At 61.9% G+C, this 24,583-nt stretch carries 25 protein-coding genes; 14 read left to right on the top strand and 11 right to left on the bottom strand.

The genetic code is table 11. The features are described 5' to 3' along the window. Positions 1-194: 194 nt before the first annotated feature. The 8 genes from mreB (at position 195) to tldD (ending at position 11,327) form a co-directional block, all read left to right on the top strand. Positions 195-1,232: a rod shape-determining protein MreB gene (gene mreB, locus CF161_RS13395; protein ID WP_002555108.1), complete on the top strand. Its 1,038-nt coding sequence runs from the start codon at positions 195-197 to the stop codon at positions 1,230-1,232. Positions 1,233-1,375: 143 nt separating this feature from the next. Beyond that, entirely contained in the window at positions 1,376-2,434 is a 1,059-nt protein-coding gene (mreC, locus tag CF161_RS13400) for a rod shape-determining protein MreC (protein ID WP_084471717.1), read from the top strand. Beyond that, on the top strand, positions 2,434-2,916 hold the full coding sequence (gene mreD, locus CF161_RS13405; protein ID WP_020297125.1) for a rod shape-determining protein MreD: 483 nt from the start codon (positions 2,434-2,436) through the stop codon (positions 2,914-2,916). The genes mreC and mreD overlap by 1 nt, the downstream gene beginning before the upstream one ends. A 43-nt stretch (positions 2,917-2,959) precedes the next feature. Further along, complete coding sequence (locus CF161_RS13410; RefSeq protein WP_020297126.1) at positions 2,960-3,565, top strand: nucleoside triphosphate pyrophosphatase; 606 nt, start codon at positions 2,960-2,962, stop codon at positions 3,563-3,565. 58 nt (positions 3,566-3,623) lie between these two features. Beyond that, entirely contained in the window at positions 3,624-5,081 is a 1,458-nt protein-coding gene (gene rng, locus CF161_RS13415) for a ribonuclease G (RefSeq protein ID WP_020297127.1), read from the top strand. 75 nt (positions 5,082-5,156) lie between these two features. Next, positions 5,157-8,960 carry a YhdP family protein gene (locus CF161_RS13420; protein WP_020297128.1) on the top strand — a complete coding sequence of 1,268 codons (3,804 nt, stop codon included), beginning with the start codon at positions 5,157-5,159 and terminating at the stop codon, positions 8,958-8,960. Positions 8,961-9,018: 58 nt separating this feature from the next. Continuing rightward, positions 9,019-9,858: a carbon-nitrogen hydrolase family protein gene (locus CF161_RS13425; RefSeq protein ID WP_020297129.1), complete on the top strand. Its 840-nt coding sequence runs from the start codon at positions 9,019-9,021 to the stop codon at positions 9,856-9,858. A gap of 26 nt (positions 9,859-9,884) precedes the next feature. Beyond that, positions 9,885-11,327: a metalloprotease TldD gene (gene tldD, locus CF161_RS13430; protein WP_020297130.1), complete on the top strand. Its 1,443-nt coding sequence runs from the start codon at positions 9,885-9,887 to the stop codon at positions 11,325-11,327. A gap of 63 nt (positions 11,328-11,390) precedes the next feature. Here the strand turns inward: tldD and yjgA are convergent, their stop codons facing one another. Beyond that, entirely contained in the window at positions 11,391-11,912 is a 522-nt protein-coding gene (gene yjgA, locus CF161_RS13435; protein ID WP_020297131.1) for a ribosome biogenesis factor YjgA, read from the bottom strand. A 108-nt stretch (positions 11,913-12,020) separates the two neighbouring features. Between yjgA and pmbA the strand changes: the two genes are divergently transcribed. The 6 genes from pmbA to CF161_RS13465 all read left to right on the top strand — a co-directional run bounded on the left by pmbA (position 12,021) and on the right by CF161_RS13465 (position 17,354). Continuing rightward, complete coding sequence (gene pmbA, locus CF161_RS13440; RefSeq protein ID WP_020297132.1) at positions 12,021-13,367, top strand: metalloprotease PmbA; 1,347 nt, start codon at positions 12,021-12,023, stop codon at positions 13,365-13,367. A 204-nt stretch (positions 13,368-13,571) separates the two neighbouring features. Further along, positions 13,572-13,967: a hypothetical protein gene (locus CF161_RS13445; RefSeq protein WP_020297133.1), complete on the top strand. Its 396-nt coding sequence runs from the start codon at positions 13,572-13,574 to the stop codon at positions 13,965-13,967. Continuing rightward, positions 13,960-15,336: an aspartate ammonia-lyase gene (locus CF161_RS13450; protein ID WP_020297134.1), complete on the top strand. Its 1,377-nt coding sequence runs from the start codon at positions 13,960-13,962 to the stop codon at positions 15,334-15,336. Before CF161_RS13445 ends, CF161_RS13450 begins: the two co-directional genes overlap by 8 nt. A gap of 30 nt (positions 15,337-15,366) precedes the next feature. Next, positions 15,367-15,816 carry a hypothetical protein gene (locus CF161_RS13455; RefSeq protein ID WP_020297135.1) on the top strand — a complete coding sequence of 150 codons (450 nt, stop codon included), beginning with the start codon at positions 15,367-15,369 and terminating at the stop codon, positions 15,814-15,816. 1 nt (position 15,817) lies between these two features. Beyond that, the gene (locus CF161_RS13460) at positions 15,818-16,429 is read left to right on the top strand and encodes a superoxide dismutase (protein ID WP_020297136.1); all 612 of its coding nucleotides are present in this window, start codon (positions 15,818-15,820) and stop codon (positions 16,427-16,429) included. 31 nt (positions 16,430-16,460) lie between these two features. Then, entirely contained in the window at positions 16,461-17,354 is an 894-nt protein-coding gene (locus CF161_RS13465; RefSeq protein ID WP_020297137.1) for a ZIP family metal transporter, read from the top strand. Positions 17,355-17,418: 64 nt separating this feature from the next. On the opposite strand, the gene CF161_RS13470 is transcribed toward CF161_RS13465, so the two are convergent. From CF161_RS13470 to CF161_RS13515, 10 genes are all read right to left on the bottom strand, one after another. After that, complete coding sequence (locus tag CF161_RS13470; protein WP_020297138.1) at positions 17,419-17,691, bottom strand: HPr family phosphocarrier protein; 273 nt, start codon at positions 17,689-17,691, stop codon at positions 17,419-17,421. Positions 17,692-17,707: 16 nt separating this feature from the next. Continuing rightward, on the bottom strand, positions 17,708-18,565 hold the full coding sequence (gene rapZ / locus CF161_RS13475) for an RNase adapter RapZ (RefSeq protein WP_020297139.1): 858 nt from the start codon (positions 18,563-18,565) through the stop codon (positions 17,708-17,710). A 2-nt stretch (positions 18,566-18,567) separates the two neighbouring features. Then, the gene (gene ptsN, locus CF161_RS13480) at positions 18,568-19,032 is read right to left on the bottom strand and encodes a PTS IIA-like nitrogen regulatory protein PtsN (RefSeq protein ID WP_020297140.1); all 465 of its coding nucleotides are present in this window, start codon (positions 19,030-19,032) and stop codon (positions 18,568-18,570) included. Between the two features lie 12 nt (positions 19,033-19,044). Beyond that, complete coding sequence (gene hpf / locus CF161_RS13485; protein WP_016966642.1) at positions 19,045-19,350, bottom strand: ribosome hibernation-promoting factor, HPF/YfiA family; 306 nt, start codon at positions 19,348-19,350, stop codon at positions 19,045-19,047. 79 nt (positions 19,351-19,429) lie between these two features. After that, complete coding sequence (locus CF161_RS13490) at positions 19,430-20,923, bottom strand: RNA polymerase factor sigma-54 (protein WP_020297141.1); 1,494 nt, start codon at positions 20,921-20,923, stop codon at positions 19,430-19,432. 182 nt (positions 20,924-21,105) lie between these two features. Next, positions 21,106-21,831 (bottom strand): LPS export ABC transporter ATP-binding protein, encoded by a 726-nt coding sequence (lptB, locus tag CF161_RS13495; RefSeq protein WP_020297142.1) that lies wholly within the window; start codon positions 21,829-21,831, stop codon positions 21,106-21,108. Continuing rightward, a complete protein-coding gene (gene lptA / locus CF161_RS13500; RefSeq protein WP_043229373.1) occupies positions 21,831-22,376 on the bottom strand; it encodes a lipopolysaccharide transport periplasmic protein LptA in 546 nt (181 codons plus the stop codon). Before lptA ends, lptB begins: the two co-directional genes overlap by 1 nt. Continuing rightward, a complete protein-coding gene (gene lptC, locus CF161_RS13505; protein WP_020297144.1) occupies positions 22,363-22,935 on the bottom strand; it encodes an LPS export ABC transporter periplasmic protein LptC in 573 nt (190 codons plus the stop codon). The genes lptA and lptC overlap by 14 nt, the downstream gene beginning before the upstream one ends. An 8-nt stretch (positions 22,936-22,943) precedes the next feature. Next, positions 22,944-23,468 (bottom strand): HAD family hydrolase, encoded by a 525-nt coding sequence (locus CF161_RS13510; protein WP_020297145.1) that lies wholly within the window; start codon positions 23,466-23,468, stop codon positions 22,944-22,946. Beyond that, entirely contained in the window at positions 23,468-24,442 is a 975-nt protein-coding gene (locus CF161_RS13515; RefSeq protein WP_020297146.1) for a KpsF/GutQ family sugar-phosphate isomerase, read from the bottom strand. The genes CF161_RS13510 and CF161_RS13515 overlap by 1 nt, the downstream gene beginning before the upstream one ends. Positions 24,443-24,583 lie beyond the last annotated feature (141 nt).

Consider the following 24,583-nt stretch of genomic DNA (forward strand, 5'->3'; position numbering starts at 1 on the left):
AAACAGAACGGAGGTCGTCCGTGTGTTAGATTGTCGGAACACTACCGCATTTCTACGGTCATAAGGCCGCGATTGTGGGGGTTGGTGCACAGAAAAGCGGCCAATTTAACATATTGGCGCCTTGCCCAAAATCCCTGTCGTTGTTAGAGTTTGCCGCACTTTTTTACCCACGCGTTGCCTAGGGTCCCTTTCCCATGTTCAAGAAACTGCGTGGCATGTTTTCCAGCGATCTTTCCATTGACCTGGGCACTGCCAACACCCTTATTTACGTGCGCGAGCGCGGTATCGTCCTGAATGAACCATCGGTTGTGGCCATTCGGACCCACGGTAATCAGAAAAGTGTCGTTGCCGTCGGCACCGAGGCCAAGCGCATGCTGGGCCGTACACCGGGCAACATTGCTGCCATTCGTCCGATGAAAGACGGCGTTATCGCCGACTTCAGTGTCTGCGAAAAGATGCTGCAATATTTTATCAACAAGGTTCACGAAAACAGCTTTCTGCAGCCTAGCCCTCGTGTGCTGATCTGCGTTCCATGCAAGTCCACCCAGGTTGAGCGTCGTGCCATCCGTGAATCGGCCCTTGGTGCCGGTGCCCGTGAAGTGTTCCTGATCGAAGAGCCAATGGCCGCTGCGATCGGTGCCGGCCTGCCGGTTGAAGAAGCTCGCGGTTCGATGGTCGTGGATATCGGTGGCGGTACCACTGAAATCGCGCTGATCTCCCTGAACGGTGTGGTCTACGCCGAATCCGTACGTGTGGGCGGCGACCGTTTCGACGAAGCCATCATCACTTACGTGCGTCGCAACTACGGCAGCCTGATCGGCGAATCCACCGCCGAGCGCATCAAGCAGGAAATCGGTACCGCCTACCCGGGCGGCGAAGTCCGTGAAGTCGACGTTCGCGGCCGCAACCTGGCCGAAGGCGTACCACGTGCCTTCACCCTGAACTCCAATGAAGTGCTGGAAGCTCTGCAAGAGTCCCTGGCCACCATCGTTCAGGCAGTGAAAAGCGCCCTGGAGCAATCGCCTCCGGAACTGGCTTCGGATATCGCCGAGCGTGGCCTGGTGCTGACCGGTGGTGGCGCCCTGTTGCGTGACCTCGACAAGCTGCTGGCACAGGAAACCGGCCTGCCGGTGATCGTTGCCGAAGACCCGCTGACCTGTGTTGCTCGCGGCGGTGGCCGTGCATTGGAAATGATGGACAAACACACCATGGACCTGCTCTCCAGCGAATAACTTCGCCGGATGCATCTATGCTGTTCCGCTCGCAGGTAGCACTTTGCAGTGCTGCCTGTTGGCGTTTATCTTCTGTCAATCTGCATCCAGGCCGGTTTGATGCCGTATGAATAAAGAGAACATTTGCCTGGGAGGAGCGGCTTATTAAACCGCTTTTCGCCAAGGGCCCCTCACTGGGCGTACGCTTGTTGGTGCTGGTCGTGTTATCGGTCGCGCTGATGGTGGTCGATGCCCGCTTTACCCTGCTCAAGCCTGTGCGCAGCCAGATGTATGTGCTGATGGAAGCGTATACGGTCACCGATCTGCCTGATCGGTTCTGGCAGTTCGTGTCCAGCCAGCTGGGCAGCCGTACCGAACTCGCCGCCGACAACGAAAAACTCAAGACCGAAAACCTGCTGTTGCAGGGGCGCATGCAGAAGCTTGCCGCCCTGACCGAGCAGAACGTTCGGCTGCGCGAGTTGCTCAACTCCTCGGCGCTGGTCAATGAGAAGGTCGAAGTGGCCGAATTGATCGGCATCGATCCCAACCCGTTCACCCATCGCATCATCATCAATAAAGGTGAGCGCGACGGTGTGGTCCTCGGCCAGCCGGTGCTCGATGCCCGTGGCCTGATGGGCCAGGTGGTCGAGTTGATGCCCTACACCTCTCGCGTGCTGTTGCTGACCGACACCACCCACAGTATTCCGGTGCAGGTCAACCGTAACGGCCTGCGTGCCATCGCCAGCGGCACCGGCAACCCGGAGCGCCTGGAACTGCGCCACGTGGCCGATACCGCCGACATCAAGGAAGGCGACCTGCTGGTCAGCTCCGGCCTGGGCCAGCGTTTCCCGGCGGGCTACCCGGTGGCCACGGTCAAGGAAGTCATTCATGACTCCGGCCAGCCGTTTGCCATTGTCCGTGCGGTCCCGACCGCTGCCCTCAACCGCAGTCGCTACCTGCTGCTGGTGTTCAGTGACAGCCGTACCCCTGAAGAGCGTGCCAATGACGCGGCCAAGGCCGAAGAGGCCCTGCATCAGCCTGGCGGCGTTGCTGACGCCCCGGTCAAACCTGCCGTAACGCCGGCACCGGCGGCAGCCCCAGCGGTTGCGCCTGCCGCCGCAACCCCGGCTGCCGCGACACCTGCCAAACCGCCTGCCCATGCAGCGCCGGCCAGGCCGGCTGCCGCCAAACCACCTGCAACCACCACCCGGGCGCGAGAATAATGGCCAGTGCGCAATCCCAGAATGGCTGGATCATCTGGCTGACCTTCTTTATCGCGTTGCTGCTTGGCATCGTGCCGTTTCCGCATTTTGAAATCCTGCGCCCGTTGTTTATGGCGTTGCTGCTGGCCTTCTGGGCCTTGGAGCTGCCGCAGCGGGTGGGGATGGTCACTGCCTGGTGCCTGGGGATTGCCCAGGACGTGCTCGACGGAACCTTCCTCGGGCACAACGCGCTGATCCTGACTCTGATCACCTTCCTGGTGCTGTCGTTGCAGCAGCGGGTGCGGATGTTCCCGATGTGGCAGCAAAGCCTGGTGGTGCTGGTGATCTTCGGGCTCGCGCAGTTGCTCCAGCTGTGGCTCAGCGCCCTGACCGGCAATCGCGAAACCCTTGCCGTGTTGCTGCCGGCCCTGATCAGCGCGTTGCTCTGGCCGTGGGTCAGCTTCGGTCTTCGCGGGTTGCGCCGACGCTTCAAAATCAATTAATTCGGTCAGGCATTGACCCGCACCTCGACAGGGAGATGTCTTGATGAATCCGCTTTACCTCGCCTCTGGCTCGCCGCGTCGCCGTGAATTGCTCACGCAGATCGGCGTGCCCTTTACCGCCATCAGCGCGGATATCGACGAAACCCCTCTGCCCAATGAAGCCCCTGCGGCCTATGTCGAGCGCCTGGCGCGGGGCAAGGCCGAGGCCGGGCGCGGCCTGATCACCAGCAGCGAATCCCAGGCGCCGGCCTGCGTGCTGGGGGCCGATACGGCGGTGGTGCTCGATGGGCGGATTCTTGGCAAGCCCGTGGATCAGGCCGATGCGCAATCCATGCTCCTGGCCCTGTCGGGGCGTGAACATGAAGTGCTGACCGCCATTGCCGTGCTCGATGGCCAGCGCTGCGAGTCGCGGGTAGTGCGCAGCCTGGTGTGCTTTCGGGAGATTGGCGGCGATGAAGCCACGGCCTACTGGCACAGTGGCGAGCCCCAGGACAAAGCCGGCGGCTATGCGATCCAGGGGCTTGCGGCGGTGTTTGTCGCCGGGCTCAATGGCAGTTATTCCGCCGTGGTGGGCCTGCCTGTTTGCGAAACCGCAGAACTGCTGGGCCATTTCGGCATACCCTGTTGGCAAAACCTTACAGTGCGCTAAGCGCCGTACCTGACTGATGCGGCCATCTATAGTGAACATGCCTGAACGAGACCCTGCCATGAGCGAAGAGATTCTGATCAACATCACGCCGATGGAGTCGCGCGTGGCGGTGGTCGAAAACGGTGTTCTGCAAGAAGTGCATGTCGAGCGCACCCAGCGCCGCGGCATCGTCGGCAACATCTATAAAGGCAAGGTGGTCCGGGTATTGCCGGGCATGCAGGCCGCCTTTGTCGACATCGGCCTGGACCGCGCGGCGTTTATCCACGCCTCGGAAATCTCCCTGCGCGAAGGCTCGACGGTCGAAAGCATCAGCGCCCTGGTGCATGAAGGGCAGAGCCTGGTGGTGCAAGTCACCAAGGACCCCATCGGTTCCAAGGGCGCACGCCTGACCACCCAGCTGTCGATCCCGTCGCGCTACCTGGTGTACATGCCGCGCACGGCCCATGTCGGTATTTCCCTGAAGATCGAAGACGAAGCCGAGCGCGAGCGCCTGAAAAAGGTGGTCAGCGACTGTGTGGCCCAGGAAGGCATCAAGGAAGCCGGCGGGTTTATCCTGCGCACCGCTGCCGAAGGCGCGGGTGCCGACGAAATCATGATGGACATCCGCTACCTGCGCCGGTTGTGGGATCAGATCGCAACCCAGATCAAGACCATCGGCGCGCCGAGCGTGATCTATGAAGACCTGGGCCTGGCGTTGCGTACCTTGCGCGACCTGGTCAGCCCGAAGATCGAGAAGATCCGCATCGACTCCCGGGAAACCTTCCAGAAGACCACGCAGTTCGTGGCCGAACTGATGCCGGAAATCGCCGACCGCCTGGAGCACTACCCGGGGGAACGGCCGATTTTCGATCTGTACGGGGTCGAAGACGAGATCCAGAAAGCCCTGGAGCGCAAGGTGCCGCTCAAGTCCGGCGGCTACCTGGTGGTCGATCCGGCCGAGGCGATGACCACCATCGACGTCAACACCGGGGCCTTCGTCGGCCATCGCAACCTTGAAGAAACCATCTTCAAGACTAACCTTGAAGCCGCGACCGCCATTGCGCGTCAACTGCGCCTGCGCAACCTGGGCGGGATCATCATCATCGACTTCATCGACATGGAAGATGAAGAACACCAGCGCCAGGTATTGCGGACCCTGGAGAAACAGCTGGAGCGCGACCACGCCAAGACCAACATCATCGGCATCACCGAGCTGGGCCTGGTGCAGATGACGCGCAAGCGCACCCGTGAAAGCCTGGAGCAGGTCCTGTGCGAGCCCTGCAGCAGTTGCCAGGGCCGGGGCAAGTTGAAGACTCCGGAAACCGTCTGTTACGAGATTTTCCGCGAGATCCTGCGTGAAGCGCGGGCCTATCAGGCTGAAGGTTATCGAGTACTGGCCAACCAGAAAGTGGTGGATCGCTTGCTCGACGAGGAGTCGGGCAACGTGGCCGAGCTCGAGGGGTTTATCGGTCGGACCATTCGTTTTCAGGTCGAAACCATGTATTCCCAGGAACAATACGACGTGGTGCTGCTCTGAGTCCGCGTGTTTCAACTTATTGGCAACGGCTGGCTTCAGCTTTTTGCATGACTATTGCCTTGGGAGCCCACTGACATGGAGCGGTTGATCCGCCTGTTCACCGCACTGATTCGCTGGGGGCTTGGGCTTTGCGCGGTGCTGCTGGTGCTGACTGCGCTGTACGTCAGTCTCGGCCGCGAGCTGACCCCGCTGGTCGCCGAATACCGTGCCGAAGTCGAGGACAAGGCGCAGCAGGCGCTGGGCCTGCCCGTGCACATCGGTGCCCTGGAAGGCAGCTGGAACGGTTTGTCACCGGTGCTGGTGGCCCGTGACGTGATGGTTGGCGAAAGTGCCAATGCCTTGCGCCTGGACCAGGTGCGGGTCGCGCCGGACGTGCTGGCCAGCCTGCTGGCGTGGGAGGTGCGCATTGGCCGCCTCGAGCTCAACGGTCTGAACCTGAGCCTCAAGGAAAACCCCGACGGCCATTGGCAGCTGGAAGGCTTGCCAACGCAGCAGGACCAGCCGCTGGACCCCGAACAGTTGCTCAATCGTATGCAAATGGTCGCCCGGCTGTCGGTGCTCGACAGCCAGGTGACCCTGCAGCCGCTCGATCATGGGCCGATCAGCCTGACCTATGTCGGCCTTGAGCTGAAGACCGGCGCCAGCCGTCAACGCCTGGAGGCGCGCCTGACCCTGCCTGACGGCCAGCCGGTGGCGCTCAACCTGCAAACCCGGATCAAGGCCAGCCAGTGGCGCGAAGGGCAGGCCGATGCCTACTTGAGCCTGCCGCAAAGTGACTGGGCGCGCTGGTTGCCGGCCCGCTTGGCGCAACAGTGGAAGCTGTCCGAGCTCAAGGCTGGCGGCGAGTTCTGGCTGAGCTGGGGCGAGGGCACCGTGCAAAGTGCGGTGGTGCGCCTCAATGCTCCTCAGGTCAGCGGCGCCTACGCCGAGCGCAAGCCGGTCACCCTGAAAAACCTGGCGCTCAATGCCTACTTCCAGCGCAGTGATAAAGGTTTCAGCGTAGTGCTCGATTCCCTGGCCCTGAACCTGGGCGAGACGCGCTGGCAGTCGCGTATCCAGTTGCAACAGAGCCATGCGGCGGAGCAGGTGCAGGAGCTTTGGCACCTGCAGGCCGATCGCCTGGACCTGACCCCGCTGACCCCGCTCATCGATGCCCTGGCGCCATTGCCGGAAGGGGTGGCCAAGGCGGTCGATGCGCTGAAGGTCACGGGTGTGATGCGCAATGTGCTGCTCGACTACCGTCCGCAAGAAACCGGCGATCAGCGCCTGAGCTTTGCCGCCAACCTGGAGCGGGTGGGGTTCGATGCCTACTACGGTGCACCGGCAGCGCGTAACGTCAGCGGCAGCATCAGCGGCGACCTGGGCCAGGGTGAGCTGCGCATGGACAGCAAGGATTTTTCCCTGCACCTCTATCCCATCTTCGCCAAGCCCTGGCAGTACATTCAGGCCAATGCCCGGCTGACCTGGAAACTCGACAAACAAGGTTTCACCCTGGTTGCGCCGTACCTCAAGGTGCTGGGCGAGGAGGGCAAGATCGCTGGCGACTTCCTGATCCGCCTGCATTTCGACCACACCCAGGAAGACTACATGGACCTGCGGGTCGGCCTGCTGGAGGGTGATGGGCGCTACACCGCCAAGTACCTGCCGCAGGTGTTGAGCCCGGCGCTGGACGAGTGGTTGCGCACCGCGATCCTCAAGGGCGCGGTCGACGAAGGCTTCTTCCAGTACCAGGGCTCGCTGAATCACGGCGCCCTGGATACCGCCCGCAGCATCAGCCTGTTCTTCAAGGTGCATGACGCCGAACTGGCGTTCCAGCCGGGCTGGCCCCATGTCGGCAAAGTCAGTGGCGATGTGTTTATCGAAGACAGCGGTGTGCGGATCCTGGCCAGCAAGGGGCAGTTGCTCGACACCCAGGTGCGTGATGTCTACGTCAACATCCCCCACGTGCCCAGCGGCCAGATCAGCCATATGTACCTCGATGGCGAGTTTGCCGGTGGGCTGGGCGACGGCCTGAAAATTCTCCAGGACGCACCGATCGGCACCGGCTCGACCTTTGCCGGCTGGCAAGGCGAGGGCGAGCTCAAGGGCAAGCTGAAGCTGGATATTCCCCTGGCCAAGGGTGACGAGCCGAAGATCCTGGTGGACTTCAAGACCGATAAATCCCGCTTGAAACTCAGTGAGCCGGAGCTGGAACTGACCCAGCTCAAGGGCGATTTTCGCTTTGATAGCAGCAAGGGCCTGAGCGGCCAGGACATCAGTGCCCAGGCGTTCGAGCGCCCGGTGACGGCGCAGATTTTCGCGGACGGCAAGGGCGGCAAACTCAGTACACGGGTGGTCGCCAAAGGCCAGGTCGCGGTCAAAAAACTCACTGACTGGCTGAAGGTCGGCCAGCCGCTGCCGGTGTCCGGTGACGTGCCCTATCAACTGCAATTGACCCTGGATGGCGCCGACAGCCAGATGATGGTCAGTTCCAGTCTCAAAGGGCTGGCGGTGGATCTGCCGGCACCCTTCGGCATGCCTGCCAGCATGGGCCGCGACAGTGTGTTCCGCATGACCTTGCAGGGGGCTGAACGGCGTTACTGGTTCAAATACGGCGAGCTGGCCGACTTTACCTTTGCCGCGCCTGGCAGCAATTTCGCCGCCGGTCGTGGCGAGCTGTTCCTGGGCAGTGGCGAGGCGATCCTGCCGGTCGCCAAAGGTCTGCGGATTCGCGGGGTGTTGTCCGAGCTGGACGTGGAACCGTGGAAGGCCCTGGTCGATCGTTACGCCGGACAGGACCCCGGCGGCAGCGCCAAGCAGCTGCTGAGCGGAGCCGAGTTCAAGGTCGGCAAACTTAGCGCTTTCGGTACCACCCTGGATCAGGTCAGCCTGCAGTTGCAGCGCAAGCCGGCGGCCTGGGCCTTGCAGATCGACAGCCAGCAGGCCAAGGGCAATGTCGGGATTCCCGATGCCAAGTCCGCGCCGATGGCGATCAACATGCAGTATGTGCGGCTGCCGGCGGCGGACCCGACGGCGCAGGCCGACGAAAACGCCCCGGACCCGCTGGCCTCGGTCGATCCCAAGCAAGTCCCGGCGCTGGATATTGCCATCGCTCAGCTGTTCCAGGGCCCCGACCTGATCGGCGCCTGGGCGCTTAAGGTGCGGCCAACGCCCAAGGGCATGGCCTTCAACAGCCTGGACCTGGGCCTCAAGGGCATGGTGTTGCAGGGCGACGGCGGCTGGGAAGGCCAGGCCGGCGCCAGCAACAGCTGGATCAAAGGGCGCCTGGGGGGCAAGAACCTGGCGGACGTGCTCAAGGGCTGGGGCTTTGCACCGACGGTGACCAGTGAGGATTTCCATCTGGATGTCGACGGTCGCTGGCCGGGTTCGCCGGCCTGGGTCGGCCTCAAGCGCTTCTCCGGCACCCTCGACGCGACCTTGCGCAAGGGCCAGTTCGTGGAAGTCGAAGGGGGCGCGCAGGCGCTGCGGGTATTTGGCCTGCTCAACTTCAACTCCATCGGCCGGCGCTTGCGCCTGGACTTCTCCGACCTGTTCGGCAAGGGCTTGAGCTACGACCGGGTGAAGGGGCTGCTGGTGGCGAGCAATGGTGTCTATGTGACCCGCGAACCCATCACCCTGGCCGGGCCTTCGAGCAACCTGGAGCTCAATGGCACCCTGGACATGGTGGCTGACCAGGTGGATGCCAAGCTGCTGGTGACCTTGCCGGTGACCAACAACCTGCCGATTGCGGCGCTGATCGTCGGCGCGCCGGCGATCGGTGGTGCGCTGTTTCTGATCGACAAGCTGATCGGTGACCGTGTGGCGCGCTTCGCCAGCGTCAAATACAACGTCAAGGGGCCATGGAAAGAGCCGAAAATCACCTTCGACAAGCCCTTTTGAGAAACCACGGCCCAGGCCCATGGAGTAGCATGGCCGCATCCCCCATTCGGAGTGCGCCATGTCTCTTGCGGTGATTCAAATGGTCAGCCAGAGCGATGTGCTGGCCAATCTGCAGACGGCTCGCCGCCTGCTCGAACAAGCCGCCGCCGGTGGCGCAAAGCTGGCAGTGCTGCCGGAAAACTTCGCCGCCATGGGCCGCCGCGACGCCGCGGCCATCGGGCGCGCCGAAGCCTTGGGCGAAGGCCCGATCCTGCCCTGGTTGAAACAGACCGCTTGCGACCTCAAGTTATGGATAGTCGCCGGCACCTTGCCCCTGCCGCCGGTGGATCAGCCGCTGGGCAAGGCCAATGCCTGCTCGCTGCTGGTGGATGAGCACGGTGAGACGGTGGCGCGCTACGACAAGCTGCACCTGTTCGATGTCGACGTGGCCGACAATCGTGGGCGTTACCGAGAATCGGATGACTATGCTCATGGAGAGCGAGTGGTGGTGGCCGATACCCCGGTCGGTCGTGTAGGCCTGTCGGTGTGTTACGACCTGCGTTTCCCCGAGCTGTACAGCGAACTGCGTGCGGCCGGGGCCGAGCTGATTACCGCGCCGTCGGCCTTTACCGCGGTCACCGGGGCCGCGCATTGGGAGGTGCTGATACGGGCCCGGGCCATTGAAACCCAGTGCTACCTGCTGGCGGCCGCCCAGGGTGGTACTCATCCTGGGCCTCGGGAGACCCATGGTCATGCCGCCATTGTCGACCCTTGGGGACGAGTGCTGGCACAGCAGGATCAAGGCGAGGCCGTGCTGCTGGCCGAACGCGATAGCAGCGAACAGGCGTCCATACGGGCGCGGATGCCGGTGGCCAGTCACCGGCGCTTTTTCTCGCAAGGCGCGCAGCGACTTGCATAAGAACGACGAATTTAAGGCCAAAGCATATGAGCGGGTTGTTGTCCTCAGTCAGTGAACACCTTTTAGCCCCCGGCGGCGTGACCATCGAAAGCCTGCAAGGCGTGCTTGGCGATCTGGCCGGCCCGGGCATCGATGCGGCAGACCTGTATTTCCAGGGTCAGATCTCCGAGTCCTGGTCCCTGGAAGACGGCATCGTCAAGGAAGGCAGTTTCAATCTCGATCAGGGCGTTGGTGTGCGGGCCCAGTCCGGTGAAAAAACCGGCTTTGCCTACAGCAATGCCATCACCCTGGAAGCCCTGGGCCTGGCCGCCCGCGCCGCGCGTTCGATTTCCCGTGCCGGACAAAACGGCAGCGTGCAGGCGTTCAGCACCCAGGACGTGGCCCAGTTGTACGCGCCGGATAACCCCCTGGAAGTCATCAGCCGCGCCGAGAAGGTCGAGCTGCTCAAGCGCATCGATGTGGCGACCCGGGCCCTGGACCCACGGATCCAGCAGGTCAGCGTGAGCATGGCCGGGGTCTGGGAACGCATTCTTGTTGCGTCCACCGACGGCAGCCTGGCGGCGGATGTGCGCCCGCTGGTGCGCTTCAACGTCAGCGTGATCGTCGAACAGAACGGCCGTCGCGAGCGCGGTGGCCACGGCGGTGGCGGGCGTACCGACTACCGTTATTTCCTCGCCGAAGACCGTGCCATGGGCTACGCCCGTGAAGCACTGCGCCAGGCCCTGGTCAACCTGGAAGCCATCCCGGCTCCGGCCGGCACCTTGCCGGTGGTCCTGGGTTCAGGCTGGTCGGGCGTGCTGCTGCACGAAGCGGTCGGCCATGGCCTGGAAGGCGACTTCAACCGCAAGGGCAGTTCGGCCTACAGCGGGCGCATGGGCGAAATGGTTGCTTCCAAGCTTTGCACCATCGTCGACGACGGCACCCTGGCCGGGCGTCGCGGTTCGCTGACCGTGGATGACGAAGGCACGCCGACCGAGTGCACGACCCTGATCGAAAACGGCGTCCTCAAGGGCTACATGCAAGACAAACTCAATGCCCGGTTGATGGGTGTGGCCCGCACCGGCAACGGTCGCCGCGAGTCTTACGCGCACCTGCCGATGCCACGCATGACCAACACCTACATGCTGGCGGGCGAAAGCGACCCCGAGGAAATCATCGCCTCGGTCAAGCGCGGTATCTACTGCGCCAACTTGGGCGGCGGCCAGGTGGATATCACCAGCGGCAAGTTTGTGTTCTCCACCAGCGAGGCGTACCTGATCGAAGACGGCAAGATCACCGCACCGGTCAAAGGCGCGACCCTGATCGGCAATGGCCCGGAAGCCATGAGCAAGGTGTCGATGGTCGGTAATGACCTGTCACTGGACAGCGGGGTAGGGACCTGTGGCAAGGATGGGCAGTCGGTACCGGTAGGTGTCGGCCAGCCCACCTTGAAAATCGACGCAATCACCGTGGGTGGCACGGGGTCCTGATCGCGACGCTTGAAAACCTGCGAGCTGCGGGTGGGCTGCAAGGCAACCCACCTGGCCAAGGCTTCAGCGCAGACCGCGTTGAGTCTCGTCCAGCTCGCGGATGTACTTGAAGATTTTACGGCTCGACGCCGGTGGCTTGTTATGCGCCAGTTCGTGCTGGGCCTGACGGATCAGGGAGCGCAATTGCTGGCGATCAGCCTCGGGGTAGTCGATGACAAACTTTTCCAGCACGCCGTCATCGCCTGCGATCAAGCGATCGCGCCAGCGTTCCAGGCCATGGAAGCGTTCGTTGTACTGCCGGGTGGAGGCATCGAGTTGATCGAGCAAGACCAGAATGGCGGCAGTGTCCTGATCGCGCATCAGCTTGCCGATGAACATGAGGTGCCGTTTACGCGCGATATTCGCGGTGTGCTTGGGCGCATCGGCCAAGGCCCGGCGCATGGCGTCGGTCAAAGGCAGTTTTGCCAGCAAGTCAGGCTTGAGTGTTGTAAGGCGCTCGCCGAGGTCAACCAGAGCATGCAGCTCGCGTTTGACCTGGGATTTGCTTTTCTCCCCATCGAGGGAGTCGTCGTAAGAATCAACCATGGTGGCAGTCCGCAAAGAAACGCCGCCATGATAACCAGTCGGGGGCCGCTTGTCCGGCCCGGTCGCTCGAAGGCCTTAACCGAAAGCAGAATTTGAGTGGAGAACACCATGAGTGCAGCAGAAAGCGTCGGCCCACAAGCTTTGCCGGCACTGCAGGAACAAGTCGAGCAGATCATTGCCGAGGCCAAGCGCCAGGGCGCCAGTGCCTGTGAAGTGGCGGTGTCCCTGGAGCAGGGCCTGTCGACCTCGGTGCGCCAGCGCGAAGTGGAGACCGTGGAGTTCAACCGCGACCAGGGTTTTGGCATCACCCTCTACGTGGGGCAGCGAAAGGGCTCGGCCAGCACCTCGGCCAGTGGCCCGGATGCGATCCGCGAGACCGTTGCCGCCGCGCTGGCCATCGCCAAGCACACCTCGGAAGACGAGGCCTCAGGCCTGGCCGATGCGTCCTTGATGGCCACCAACTTGCAGGATTTCGACCTGTTCCACGCCTGGGACATCACGCCCGAACAAGCCATTGAACAGGCCCTGGCCTGTGAAGCGGCGGCCTTTGCTGCCGACAGCCGGATCAAGAATGCCGATGGCACCACCTTGAGTACCCATCAAGGCTGCCGCGTGTATGGCAACAGCCATGGGTTTGTCGGCGGTTACGCCTCGACCCGTCACAGCTTGAGCTGCGTGATGATCGCTGAAGCCGATGGCCAGATGCAGCGCGACTACTGGTACGACGTGAGCCGCCAGGGCGAATTGCTGGCTGACCCAGTCAGCATCGGCCAGCGCGCAGCGCAACGGGCCGCGAGCCGCCTGGGTGCGCGCCCGGTCCCGACCTGTGAAGTGCCGGTGCTGTTCTCCGCGGAGCTGGCCGGCGGCCTGTTCGGCAGTTTCCTGGGGGCGATTTCCGGGGGCAATCTGTACCGCAAGTCGTCGTTCCTCGAAGGTGCCCTGGGCCAGCAGCTGTTCCCGCAGTGGCTGACCATCGATGAGCGGCCGCACCTGATGCGCGCCATGGGCAGCTCGGCGTTCGACGGCGATGGCCTGGCCACCTATGCCAAGCCGTTCGTTCAGGACGGCGAACTGGTGTCCTACATCCTCGGCACCTATTCCGGTCGCAAGCTCGGCCTGCCCAGCACCGCCAACGCCGGCGGCGTGCACAACCTCTTCATCACCCATGGCGATGAAGACCAGGCGGCGCTGCTGCGGCGCATGGGGCGTGGGTTGTTGGTGACCGAACTGATGGGGCACGGCCTGAACATGGTCACCGGCGACTACTCCCGTGGCGCGGCCGGGTTCTGGGTCGAGAACGGCGAGATCCAGTTCGCGGTCCAGGAAGTGACCATTGCCGGCAACATGCGTGACATGTTCAAGCAGATCGTCGCCGTAGGTAACGATCTGGAGCTGCGCAGCAACATCCGCACCGGCTCGGTATTGATCGAACGCATGACCGTCGCCGGCAGCTAAACGCTCCTGCTGTAACCGAAACGCGCCTTCCTTTACGGGATGGCGCGTTTTTTTTGCTCGGGATTTGCCGGTGACCTGCGCTGTGAATTGCGGCATGTGGCTGCCACCCATCGCGGCGGATTCTGCAATGGCCGAAGCGACCGCGCTTGTTTTGATTCTCAATATCATTTAATAATAAATCTCATTTCTGAATGAGCCCAGGTCATGAGTTCTGCCTTGCATGAGCAGCCTTACCTCGAAAGCTGGCGCTGGATGAGCCGCCAGATCCGTTGCGCCCTCGATCCGGACGAGCCGCGTCTGATCGAGCATTACCTGGCCGAAGGGCGCTATCTGGCCTGTTGCACGGCTACCTCGCCCTGGACCGTGGCCGAAACTTCTTTGCGGCTCCTGCTCGACACCGCCGCCGATACGGCCTTGCCCTGGCACTGGCGCAGCCAGTGTATGGACCAGGCCTGGCGGCCGTTGCGCGACCTGGAGCGCCTGTCCCTGTGCAAATGCCGGCTCAAGCGCTGGCAAAGCTATGCCTGGCAGTTGGCGACCTGCTCGCTGCAGCCTTCCATCCCTCTGAATGAACTGGTGCAAGGATTTCCCGATGAGTAATACCCGTATCGAACGCGACAGCATGGGCGAGTTGCAGGTCCCGGAGCAGGCGCTGTATGGCGCCCAGACCCAGCGCGCGGTGGATAACTTTCCGATCAGCCACCAACGCATGCCGGCGCAGTTCATTCGCGCCCTGATCCTGGCCAAGGCCGCAGCGGCCCAGGCCAACGTCGAGCTCGAGCAAATCAGCCCAGCCCAGGGCAAGGCCATCGTCGACGCCGCCCAAGGCTTGCTGGAAGGCGATTACATGCAGCATTTCCCGGTGGATATCTTCCAGACCGGCTCCGGCACCAGTTCCAACATGAACGCCAACGAAGTGATCGCGACGCTGGCCAGCCGCCTGCTGGGTGAGCCGGTCAACCCCAATGACCACGTGAACTGCGGGCAGAGCAGCAACGACATCATCCCCACCACCATCCATGTCAGCGCGGCACTGACCCTGCATGAGCAACTGCTGCCGGCGCTGCTGCACCTGGTGCAGGTCATCGAGCGTAAGGCCGTGGAGGTGCACCCGTTCATCAAGACTGGCCGCACCCACCTGATGGACGCCATGCCGGTGCGCATGAGCCAGGTCCTGGAAGGGTGGGCGCAGCAACTCAAGGCCAATATCGGCCACCTGCAGGACTTGCTGCCAAGCCTGCAAGCCCTGGCCCAGGGCGGCACTGCCGTCGGCACCGGGATCAACGCCCATCCGCAATTTGCCGCGCGCTTCAGCCAGCAACTGAGCAAGCTGACCCAGGTGCAATTCACTCCGGGTAAGAACCTGTTCGCCCTGATCGGCTCCCAGGACACCGCCGTTGCGGTTTCCGGTCAGCTCAAGGCGGTTGCCGTGTCCCTGATGAAAATTGCCAACGACCTGCGTTGGATGAACTCGGGCCCCCTGGCCGGCCTCGGTGAGATCGAGCTGGAAGCCTTGCAGCCGGGCAGTTCGATCATGCCGGGCAAGGTCAATCCGGTGATTCCTGAAGCCACGGCCATGGTGGCGGCGCAAGTAATCGGCAACGACTCGGTGATTACCGTCGCCGGCCAGTCGGGCAACTTCGAGTTGAACGTGATGCTGCCGATCATTGCGCAAAACCTGCTGAGCAGCATCGAGTTGATGGCCAATGCCAGCCGCTTGCTGGCGGACAAGGCCATCGCCAGCTTCAAGGTCAACGAGGCCAAAATCAAAGAGGCGTTGGCGCGCAACCCGATCCTGGTCACTGCGCTGAACCCGATCATCGGTTACCAGAAGGCCGCCGAGATCGCCAAGACCGCTTACAAGCAAGGGCGCCCGGTCATCGACGTGGCGCTTGAACACACCGACCTGTCGCGCAGCCAACTGGAAGTTCTGCTGGATCCGGAAAAGCTCACCGCGGGCGGCGTTTAACTCCCCCCGTCACTGCTTTGGAGGCTCACCATGGAGCACTGGAAACGCACGATCGAAAGGGCCAATCGCTTCTTCACCCAAGGCGATCTGGTGGACGCTCGCGAGTATTACCTGCAGGCGCTGGCCCTGGCCCAGGTGTTGTTCGAGCGTTGGTCGAATGCCGACGAAGCGGTGGCGGCCTGCGTCATTTCCCATCACAACCTGGCGGATCTGCACCTGCGCCTGAACCAGCCGGAGGAGAGCGCGGAGTACCTGTGCGCCATTCATCAGCGGCTGTTGCAGACCATGCAGGATGCTCGCCTGGCCCCGGCCTTGCGCGAGGCGGCATTGCGCCAGAGCAGCAAGACCTATGTCGAGCTGCTCAATTTCATCAGCGAGCACGGCGAATACCCGCGCACCCACCGCTTGCTGGAGAGCAACGTCGCGCAATTGGCTTCTGGCCCCGCGACCTCGAACGGCCCTTATTACGGAGTACATTGATATGTCTTTTACCTTGCCTGCCTTGCCCTACGCCTATGACGCCCTGGAACCGCATATCGATGCGCAGACCATGGAAATCCACTACACCAAGCACCACCAGACCTACATCAACAACCTCAACGCGGCTGTCGAAGGCACCGAGTGGGCCGACTGGTCGGTAGAAAAGCTGGTGGCCAGCGTTCAGCAGTTGCCGGAAAAACTGCGCGCCGCGGTGATCAACCAGGGCGGCGGGCATGCCAACCACTCGTTGTTCTGGGCGGTCATGGCGCCCAATGGCGGTGGCAAGCCGGAGGGCGACCTGGGGCGTGCAATCGACGAGCAGTTGGGTGGCTTCGAGAGTTTCAAGGAAGCCTTCACCAAAGCCGCACTGACCCGCTTCGGCAGCGGTTGGGCCTGGCTCAGCGTGACGCCGCAAAAGACCCTGGTGGTAGAGAGCAGCGGTAACCAGGACAGCCCGCTGATGAACGGCAACACGCCGATCCTCGGCCTGGACGTGTGGGAGCACGCCTACTACCTGCGCTATCAGAACCGTCGTCCGGAATACATCAACGCGTTCTACAACGTCGTCCATTGGCCGGAAGTCGCCCAGCGCTACCAGGCCGCGCTGGTTTGAACCCTCACTATAAAAAGACCTAAGGCCGACTATGGGCACTGAAACACTGGCGATCAGCAGCGTGCGAATGTTTCGTTATGCGTTTGGTTCGTTGTTGCTGTTGGCGGGTACCGCATTGCTGGTGGCCAAGGGCCTGAGCTGGCTGGATCTGGAACCGAAACTGTTGCGGGCTCTGGAAGGCGGGGCGCTCTGCGCCCTGGGTACGGCACTGGGGGCGGTCCCGGTGCTGGTCATCCGCAAGATGCCCCAGGCCCTCAATGACACGCTGCTGGGTTTCGGTGCCGGGGTGATGCTTGCGGCGACGGCGTTTTCCCTGATTGTGCCGGGAATTGCCGCCGCCACGAGCCTCGGCTTGTCGCCCTGGGGCGCCAGCGGGCTGATTAGCCTGGGCATCATGCTCGGTGCCTTCGGCCTGTTTCTGGTGGACCGCAAGGTGTCGGGGGCCAGCCCGGAAATGCTGGTTGGCACACCGGGGCATCCGGTGATTCCTCCGCGTATCTGGCTGTTTGTGTTCGCGATCATCGCCCATAACATCCCGGAAGGCATGGCGGTGGGGGTGTCTGCCGGTGGCGGCATGCCCGACGCCGACAGCCTGGCCATGGGCATCGCCCTGCAGGACGTGCCGGAAGGCCTGGTCATCGCGCTGGTGCTGGCGGGGGCCGGAATGTCGCGGGTCAAGGCATTCCTGATTGGCGCCGCCTCGGGCCTGGTCGAACCGGTGTTTGCCTTGCTCTGCGCCTGGCTGGTGAGCCTGGCCGAGATTCTGTTGCCCCTGGGCCTGGCGCTGGCCGCAGGCGCCATGTTGCTGGTGGTGACCCACGAGGTGATTCCCGAGTCGCGGCGCAACGGTCACGAGAAGCTCGCGAGCCTTGGGCTGTGCATCGGTTTCTGTCTGATGATGGTGATGGATACGGCGCTGGCCTAGCGAGCCAAATAGCGGCCTGGCCTGGTGCGCGTCGGCTGGACAGTCGACGCGCCGAGGGCGTTGCTTACTCGCCTTCGTCGAAATAATTGTTGATCAATGCCACCAGCGCATCCAGCGCTTCCTGCTCTTGCTCGCCTTCGGTTTTCAGATGAATGCGGGTGCCTTTGCCTGCAGCCAACATCATCATCGCCATGATGCTTTTACCGTCGACCATGGACTCGGGAGTCCTGCCCGCTCTGATCTGGCACTGAAACTGGCCGGCCACACCGACAAATTTTGCAGAAGCCCGGGCATGCAAGCCCAGTTTGTTGATGATTTCAATTTCCAGAGCAGGCATCGCGGTGGTGGTCCTTTCAGCTAAGGTCGCGGTGGCGAACCTGGACGTTCTTTAGGGATTGTTGCAGGACCTGGCCCAGGCGTTCGGTCAGGTAGACCGAGCGGTGATGCCCGCCCGTGCAGCCAATGGCAATAGTGACGTAAGCGCGGTTGCTGGCGGCAAAGCGCGGCAACCATTTGAGCAGGTAGCTGGAGATGTCCTGGAACATGTCTTCGACATCGGGCTGTGCGGCCAGGTAATCGGCTACAGGCTGGTCCAGCCCTGACTGGTCTCGCAGTTCGGGCTTCCAGTAGGGGTTGGGCAGGCAGCGCACGTCGAACACCAGGTCGGCATCCACCGGCATGCCCCGCTTGAAGCCAAAGGACTCCACCAGAAACGCGGTGCCCGGCTCCGGCTGGTTCAGCAGGCGCAACTTGATGGTGTCGCGCAGCTGATACAGGTTCAGATTGGTGGTGTTGATGGTCAGGTCGGCCAGGTCGACGATCGGGCCCAGGAGCTGGGTTTCGTCCTGGATGGCCTCGGCCAGTGAGCGATTGGCGCTGCTCAGCGGGTGGCGGCGACGGGTTTCCGAGAACCGTTTGAGCAGGGTCTCCTCGTCGGCGTCCAGGTACAGCACATCGCACTGGATGTGCCGGCTGCGCACTTCTTCCAACAGCTCGGGGAAGCGTGACAGATGGCTTGGCAGGTTGCGCGCATCGATCGAGACCGCCACCAGCGGTTGCGCCAGTTCGGTGTGGATCAATGCACGCTCGGCCAACTCCGGCAGCAAGCCTGCCGGCAAGTTGTCGATGCAGTAGTAACCGTTATCCTCCAGGACAGCGAGGGCGGTACTTTTACCGGAGCCGGAGCGGCCGCTGACAATGATCAAGCGCATGGTTACTGACCGTTCTGCTCGTCCAGGACTACCTGATACAGGGCTTGGTTGCTGTCGGCGCTGCGCAGCCTGTCACGCACTTCCTTGCGATCAAGCATGCTGGCGATCTGCCGCAGCAGTTCCAGGTGCGCATCGGTAGCAGCTTCGGGGACCAGCAGTACGAACAGCAGGTCGACCGGCGCGCCGTCGATGGCGTCGAAATCTATGGGGGCGTCCAGGTGCATTAACGCACTGATGGGCGACTCGCAGCCTTTGAGGCGGCAATGTGGAATGGCGATGCCGTTGCCAAAACCGGTGGAACCGAGTTTTTCACGGGCAATCAGGCTCTCGAAGACATCCTGCATCTCCAGATCCGGCACTTCGCGGCTGATCAGGTTGGCAATTTGTTCGAGAGCGCGTTTTTTACTGCCGCCCGGCACGTTCACGAGGGAACGGCCGGGGGTCAGGATACTTTCAAGTCGGATCATGGGAGGGGAGTGTTAGCGACCCGTGCCTTGGAGAAGGTGGAGTTGCTTTTCCTTATGCTTTTTCAGTTGGCGGTCCAGCTTATCCGTGAGCAGGTCGATCGCGGCATACATATCGTCATGTTCTGCATTGGCGACAACCTCCCCACCGTGGATGTGCAGGGTGGCTTCGATTTTCTGCTTCAGTTTCTCGACAGCCATCGTTACCTGCACATTGGTAATCTTGTCAAAGTGCCGCTCCAGTCGGTCGAGTTTTTCGCCGATGTAAGCGCGCAGGGGCTCGGTCACTTCCAGTTGGTGTCCACTGATGTTGACTTGCATACAGCTTCTCCTTCGTTGCCAGTGCATAAAGCGGCAGGCTGGGTTGCCTGCCACTGGAACGCTGTGGCGAGCCCGGCGGTTACATCAACCGCTTCCGTTCGCTGGAAGGCGCGATCCCGAGGGATTCGCGGTACTTGGCGACGGTACGACGGGCTACCTGAATGCCTTGTGCCTCCAGTAAACCAGCGATCTTGCTGTCACTCAACGGCTTTTTCTGATTTTCCGCGGCCACCAGTTTTTTGATGATCGCGCGAATCGCCGTGGACGAGCATTCACCGCCTTCGGAGGTACTTACGTGGCTGGAGAAAAAGTATTTCAGTTCATAAATACCCCGTGGGGTATGCATGAATTTTTGCGTGGTCACCCGGGAAATCGTCGATTCGTGCATGCCCACCGCTTCGGCGATGTCGTGCAGGACCAACGGCTTCATCGCTTCGTCGCCGTACTCGAGGAAGCCGCGCTGATGCTCGACGATCTGGGTCGCGACTTTCATCAGGGTTTCGTTGCGGCTTTGCAGGCTCTTGATGAACCAGCGGGCCTCTTGCAGCTGATTGCGCATGAAGGTGTTGTCGGCGCTGCTGTCGGCACGGCGCACGAAGCCTGCGTACTGCGGGTTGACCCGCAGGCGCGGCACCGATTCCTGATTCAGCTCGACCAGCCAGCGCTCGTTGTCCTTGCGCACGATCACGTCAGGGACCACGTACTCGGCCTCGGCAGACTCGATCTGCGAGCCGGGGCGCGGGTTCAGGCTCTGTACCAGTTCGATGACCTGGCGCAGCTCGTCTTCCTTGAGCTTCATGCGGCGCATCAGCTGGCTGTAGTCGCGGCTGCCCAGCAGGTCGATGTAGTCGCTGACCAGGCGCTGCGCCTCGCTCAGCCAAGGGGTCTTGGCTGGCAGCTGGCGCAGTTGCAGCAACAGGCACTCACCCAGGGTGCGTGCACCGATGCCGGCCGGCTCGAATTGCTGGATGCGGTGCAGGACGGCTTCGATCTCGTCCAGTTCGATGTCCAGCTCCGGATCGAAGGCTTCGAGGATTTCCTCGAGGGTTTCGTCCAGGTAGCCCTGATTGTTGATGCAGTCGATCAGGGTCACGGCAATCAGGCGGTCGGTGTCGGACATCGGCGCCAGGTTCAGTTGCCACAGCAGGTGGCTCTGCAGGCTTTCGCCGGCGGAGGTGCGGGTGGTGAAGTCCCACTCGTCGTCATCGTTGCTGGGCAGGCTGCTGGCGCTGGTCTGGTAGACGTCTTCCCAGGCGGTATCCACCGGCAATTCGTTGGGAATGCGCTCGTTCCATTCGCCGTCCTCGAGGTTGTCCACCGTGGGGGCGGTTTCCTGGTAGGAGGGTTCCTGGATGTCGGTGTTGGGTTTTTGCTCGGCGTTGTCGGCCAGAGGGTCGGTGTTGTCGAAGTCGTCGCCTTCTTCCTGGCGTTCGAGCATCGGATTGGACTCCAAGGCCTCCTGGATTTCCTGTTGCAGGTCCAGGGTCGACAATTGGAGCAGGCGGATGGCCTGTTGCAGCTGCGGTGTCATCGTCAGCTGCTGGCCCATTCTCAGGACTAGCGATGGTTTCATGGCAGGGGCTTAACACCTTATTCGCCGGCGCACATGCGCCATCCACTACAGGGCGCGTGAGCGCCAAACATAAGCAAATTATATGCCTGAAACTGAAGTGTTTGCCTAGAGCGCGGTAACAATAAAATTTGTAGGGATTTATTGAAGGTGGCGCTCTGGCGACTAGCCAAACACCTCAGTGCTTACAGGCGGAACTCATGGCCCAGATACACTTCCTTGACCAATTCGTTGGCCAGGATGGTTTCGGGCGTGCCCTCGGCGATCAGTTGACCGTCGTTGACGATGTAGGCTGTTTCGCAGATATCGAGGGTTTCCCGGACATTGTGGTCGGTGATCAGTACACCAATGCCCTTGGCCTTGAGGTGATGAATGATCTGCTTGATGTCGCCGACCGAGATCGGGTCCACGCCGGCGAAAGGTTCGTCGAGCAGGATGAATTTCGGCGATGTGGCCAGGGCGCGGGCGATTTCCACTCGGCGGCGTTCACCACCGGACAGGCTCATGCCGAGGTTGTCGCGAATGTGGTGGATGTGGAATTCCTGGAGCAGGCTTTCCAGTTCCTTGCGGCGACCGGCCTTGTCGAGCTCCTTGCGGGTCTCGAGGATGGCCATGATGTTGTCAGCGACCGACAGCTTGCGAAAGATCGACGCTTCCTGGGGCAGGTAGCCGATGCCGGCACGGGCGCGGCCGTGCATGGGCTGGTGGCTGACGTCGAGGTCGTCGATCAGCACGCGCCCCTGATCGGCCTGGACCAGGCCGACGATCATGTAGAAGCAGGTGGTCTTGCCGGCGCCGTTGGGGCCGAGCAGGCCGACGATCTGACCGCTGTCGATGGACAGACTGACGTCACGCACGACCTGACGGCTCTTGTAGCTCTTGGCCAGATGCTGAGCTTTCAGAGTTGCCATTACTGGGCCTTTTGCTCGTCAGTTTTCTTTTTCGGCTGGATGACCATGTCGATCCGCGGACGTGGCGCGGTGACCGAGCTGCCATTGGCGCGACCGGCGTTGGCGACCTGCTTGACGGTGTCGTAGACGATTTTCTCGCCTTCGGTGGTGTTGCCGTCGTTGATCACCTTGGCCTTGTCGATCAGTACGATGCGGTTTTGCGCTGCGTGGTACTGAATGGTCACGGCGTAGGCCTGTACCGGCTTGGGATCGGTGGCTTTCTGCAGTTGCTCGAAATACGCCAGGTTGCCCACCGAGGTCACCACGTCGATTTCACCGGACGCGGTGCGGGTGATGGTCACGGTATTGCCAGTGATCTTCATCGAGCCCTGGGTGATGATCACATCGCCCTTGTAGGTGGCGATGCCCTGGCGGTCATCGAGTTGTGCGTCATCGGCCTGAATGCGGATAGGTTGTTGGCTATCGTTCGGCAGAGCCCAGGCGCTCACGCTTCCCAGTGCTGCGCCCAGACTGAGCAAAATAGGGAGGGTTTTAACGAGCCTCATACTGTCCTCTTACGTTCGATAGCAGGTTCATCCTGCCGTCTTTCAAATACGCTTTCATTCCCTTGGCCGTAGTCACGCCGCCGGCGCCGTCGATTCTAACGGCTTGCTCGGTCTGCGCATATTGCTTCTGCGGGAATACTGTCATGCGGGAAGTGGTAATCAGCACCGTGCGATTTTTCTCATCGGTGCGTGCGACCCGTACCGAATCGATCAGCTCGACTTCAGTGCCGTCCGGGTTGACCTCGCCGCGTTCGCTCTGGACATGCCAGGGAAAGGTGGTGCCGCGGTACATCTGCAGGTCTGGCTTGGTCAGCAGGGTGACTTCGGTGGCCTTCAAGTGCTCGACCTTGTCGGACGTCATTTCGTACTGCATTTTGCCGTCGGGCAGGTACTGCACGCTGCGTGCGTTGACCGCGTAATAGTCGATGGCGCTCTCGTCGACCTGTGCCACTGGCTTGTCGAGGAAGCGTTCCGGGCTGATATTCCAGTAGCCGACTGCCGCGAACAACGCGGCAAGGACCCCGAACAGCAGAATGTTGCGAATCTTTTTGCTCAGCATAAAAGGCTCTATAAGTAGGCGGCGTTGGCCGCTTCAAGGCTGCCTTGGGCGCGCAGGATCAGCTCGCAGAATTCGCGCGCGGCACCTTCGCCGCCACGGGCCTGGGTGATGCCGTGGGCGTGTTCGCGGACGAAACTTGCAGCATTGGCCACGGCCATGCCCAGGCCGACGCGACGGATTACCGGCAAGTCCGGCAGATCGTCACCCAGGTAGGCGACCTGGTCATAGCTTAGGCCGAGTTGGCCAAGTAGCTCGTCGAGTACCACCAGCTTGTCTTCGCGGCCTTGGTACAGATGGGGAATTCCCAGGTTCTTGGCCCGGCGCTCGACCACCGGGGTCTTGCGCCCGCTGATGATTGCGGTCTGCACGCCGGCGGCCATCAGCATCTTGATGCCCTGGCCGTCGAGGGTATTGAAGGTCTTGAACTCGCTGCCGTCTTCGAGGAAGTACAGGCGACCGTCGGTCAGTACGCCGTCGACGTCAAAAATCGCCAGCTTGATGTTTTTGCCACGTTGCAGCAGGTCGGCACTCATCACATTACTCCGGCACGCAGCAGGTCGGACAGGTTGAAGGCGCCGATAGGTCGGTCCTCCTTGTCCACCACTACCAGTGCGTTGATTCGGTGGTCTTCCATGATTTTCAGCGCTTCGGCTGCCAGCATATCGGCACGAGCGGTCTTGCCATGAAGGGTCATGACTTCATCGATGGTCGCGTGGTGGATATCGATGGTGCGATCCAGGGTGCGGCGCAGGTCGCCGTCCGTGAAGATCCCGGCCAGGCGCCCGTCGGCCTCGATGATCGCGGTCATGCCCAGGCCCTTGCGGGTCATTTCCATGAGCGCGTCCTTGAGCAGGGTGCCGCGTTGCACCAGGGGCAGTTCGCTGCCGGCGTGCATCACGTTCTCGACTTTCAGCAGCAGGCGACGCCCCAGGGCGCCGCCCGGATGGGAAAACGCGAAGTCTTCGGCGGTAAAACCGCGTGCTTCCAGCAGTGCCACGGCCAGGGCGTCGCCCATGACCAGGGCGGCAGTGGTCGACGAGGTCGGCGCCAGGTTCAGCGGGCAGGCTTCGTGCTCGACGTGGACGTTGAGATTGACCTCGGCGGCCTTGGCCAGCGGTGAGTCCGGGTTGCCGGTGAGGCTGATGAGCTGGATGCCCAGGCGCTTGATCAGCGGCAACAGGGTCACGATTTCATTGGTCGAGCCCGAGTTGGACAGGGCCAGGATCACGTCGTCCCGGGTAATCATGCCCATGTCGCCGTGGCTGGCTTCGGCCGGGTGGACAAAAAACGCCGTGGTGCCGGTGCTGGCCAGGGTCGCGGCGATCTTGTTGCCGATATGCCCGGATTTGCCCATGCCGACCACGACTACGCGGCCTTTGCTGGCCAGAATCATCTCGCAAGCGCGTACGAAATCAGCGTCGATAAGGGGCAGCAGGGCTTCTACTGCTTCAACTTCGAGGCGGATGGTGCGTTGTGCCGATTGAATCAGGTCGCTGGATTGGCTCATGTCAGAAATCGTATAGCCTGATGAAAAGGCGGCGATTATAGCGGCAATGATCAATTCCCTCACGCAAGTTCGTCAGCCTTTCTTGGGGGTAACTAAGGAAAGGCCTGGTTTTTTGCCTGTCGTGTGGCTGAATAGCCGAGG

Origin of the sequence: Pseudomonas sp. CF161 (assembly GCF_000416215.1) — a bacterium.
In the GTDB taxonomy this organism is placed as follows: domain Bacteria; phylum Pseudomonadota; class Gammaproteobacteria; order Pseudomonadales; family Pseudomonadaceae; genus Aquipseudomonas.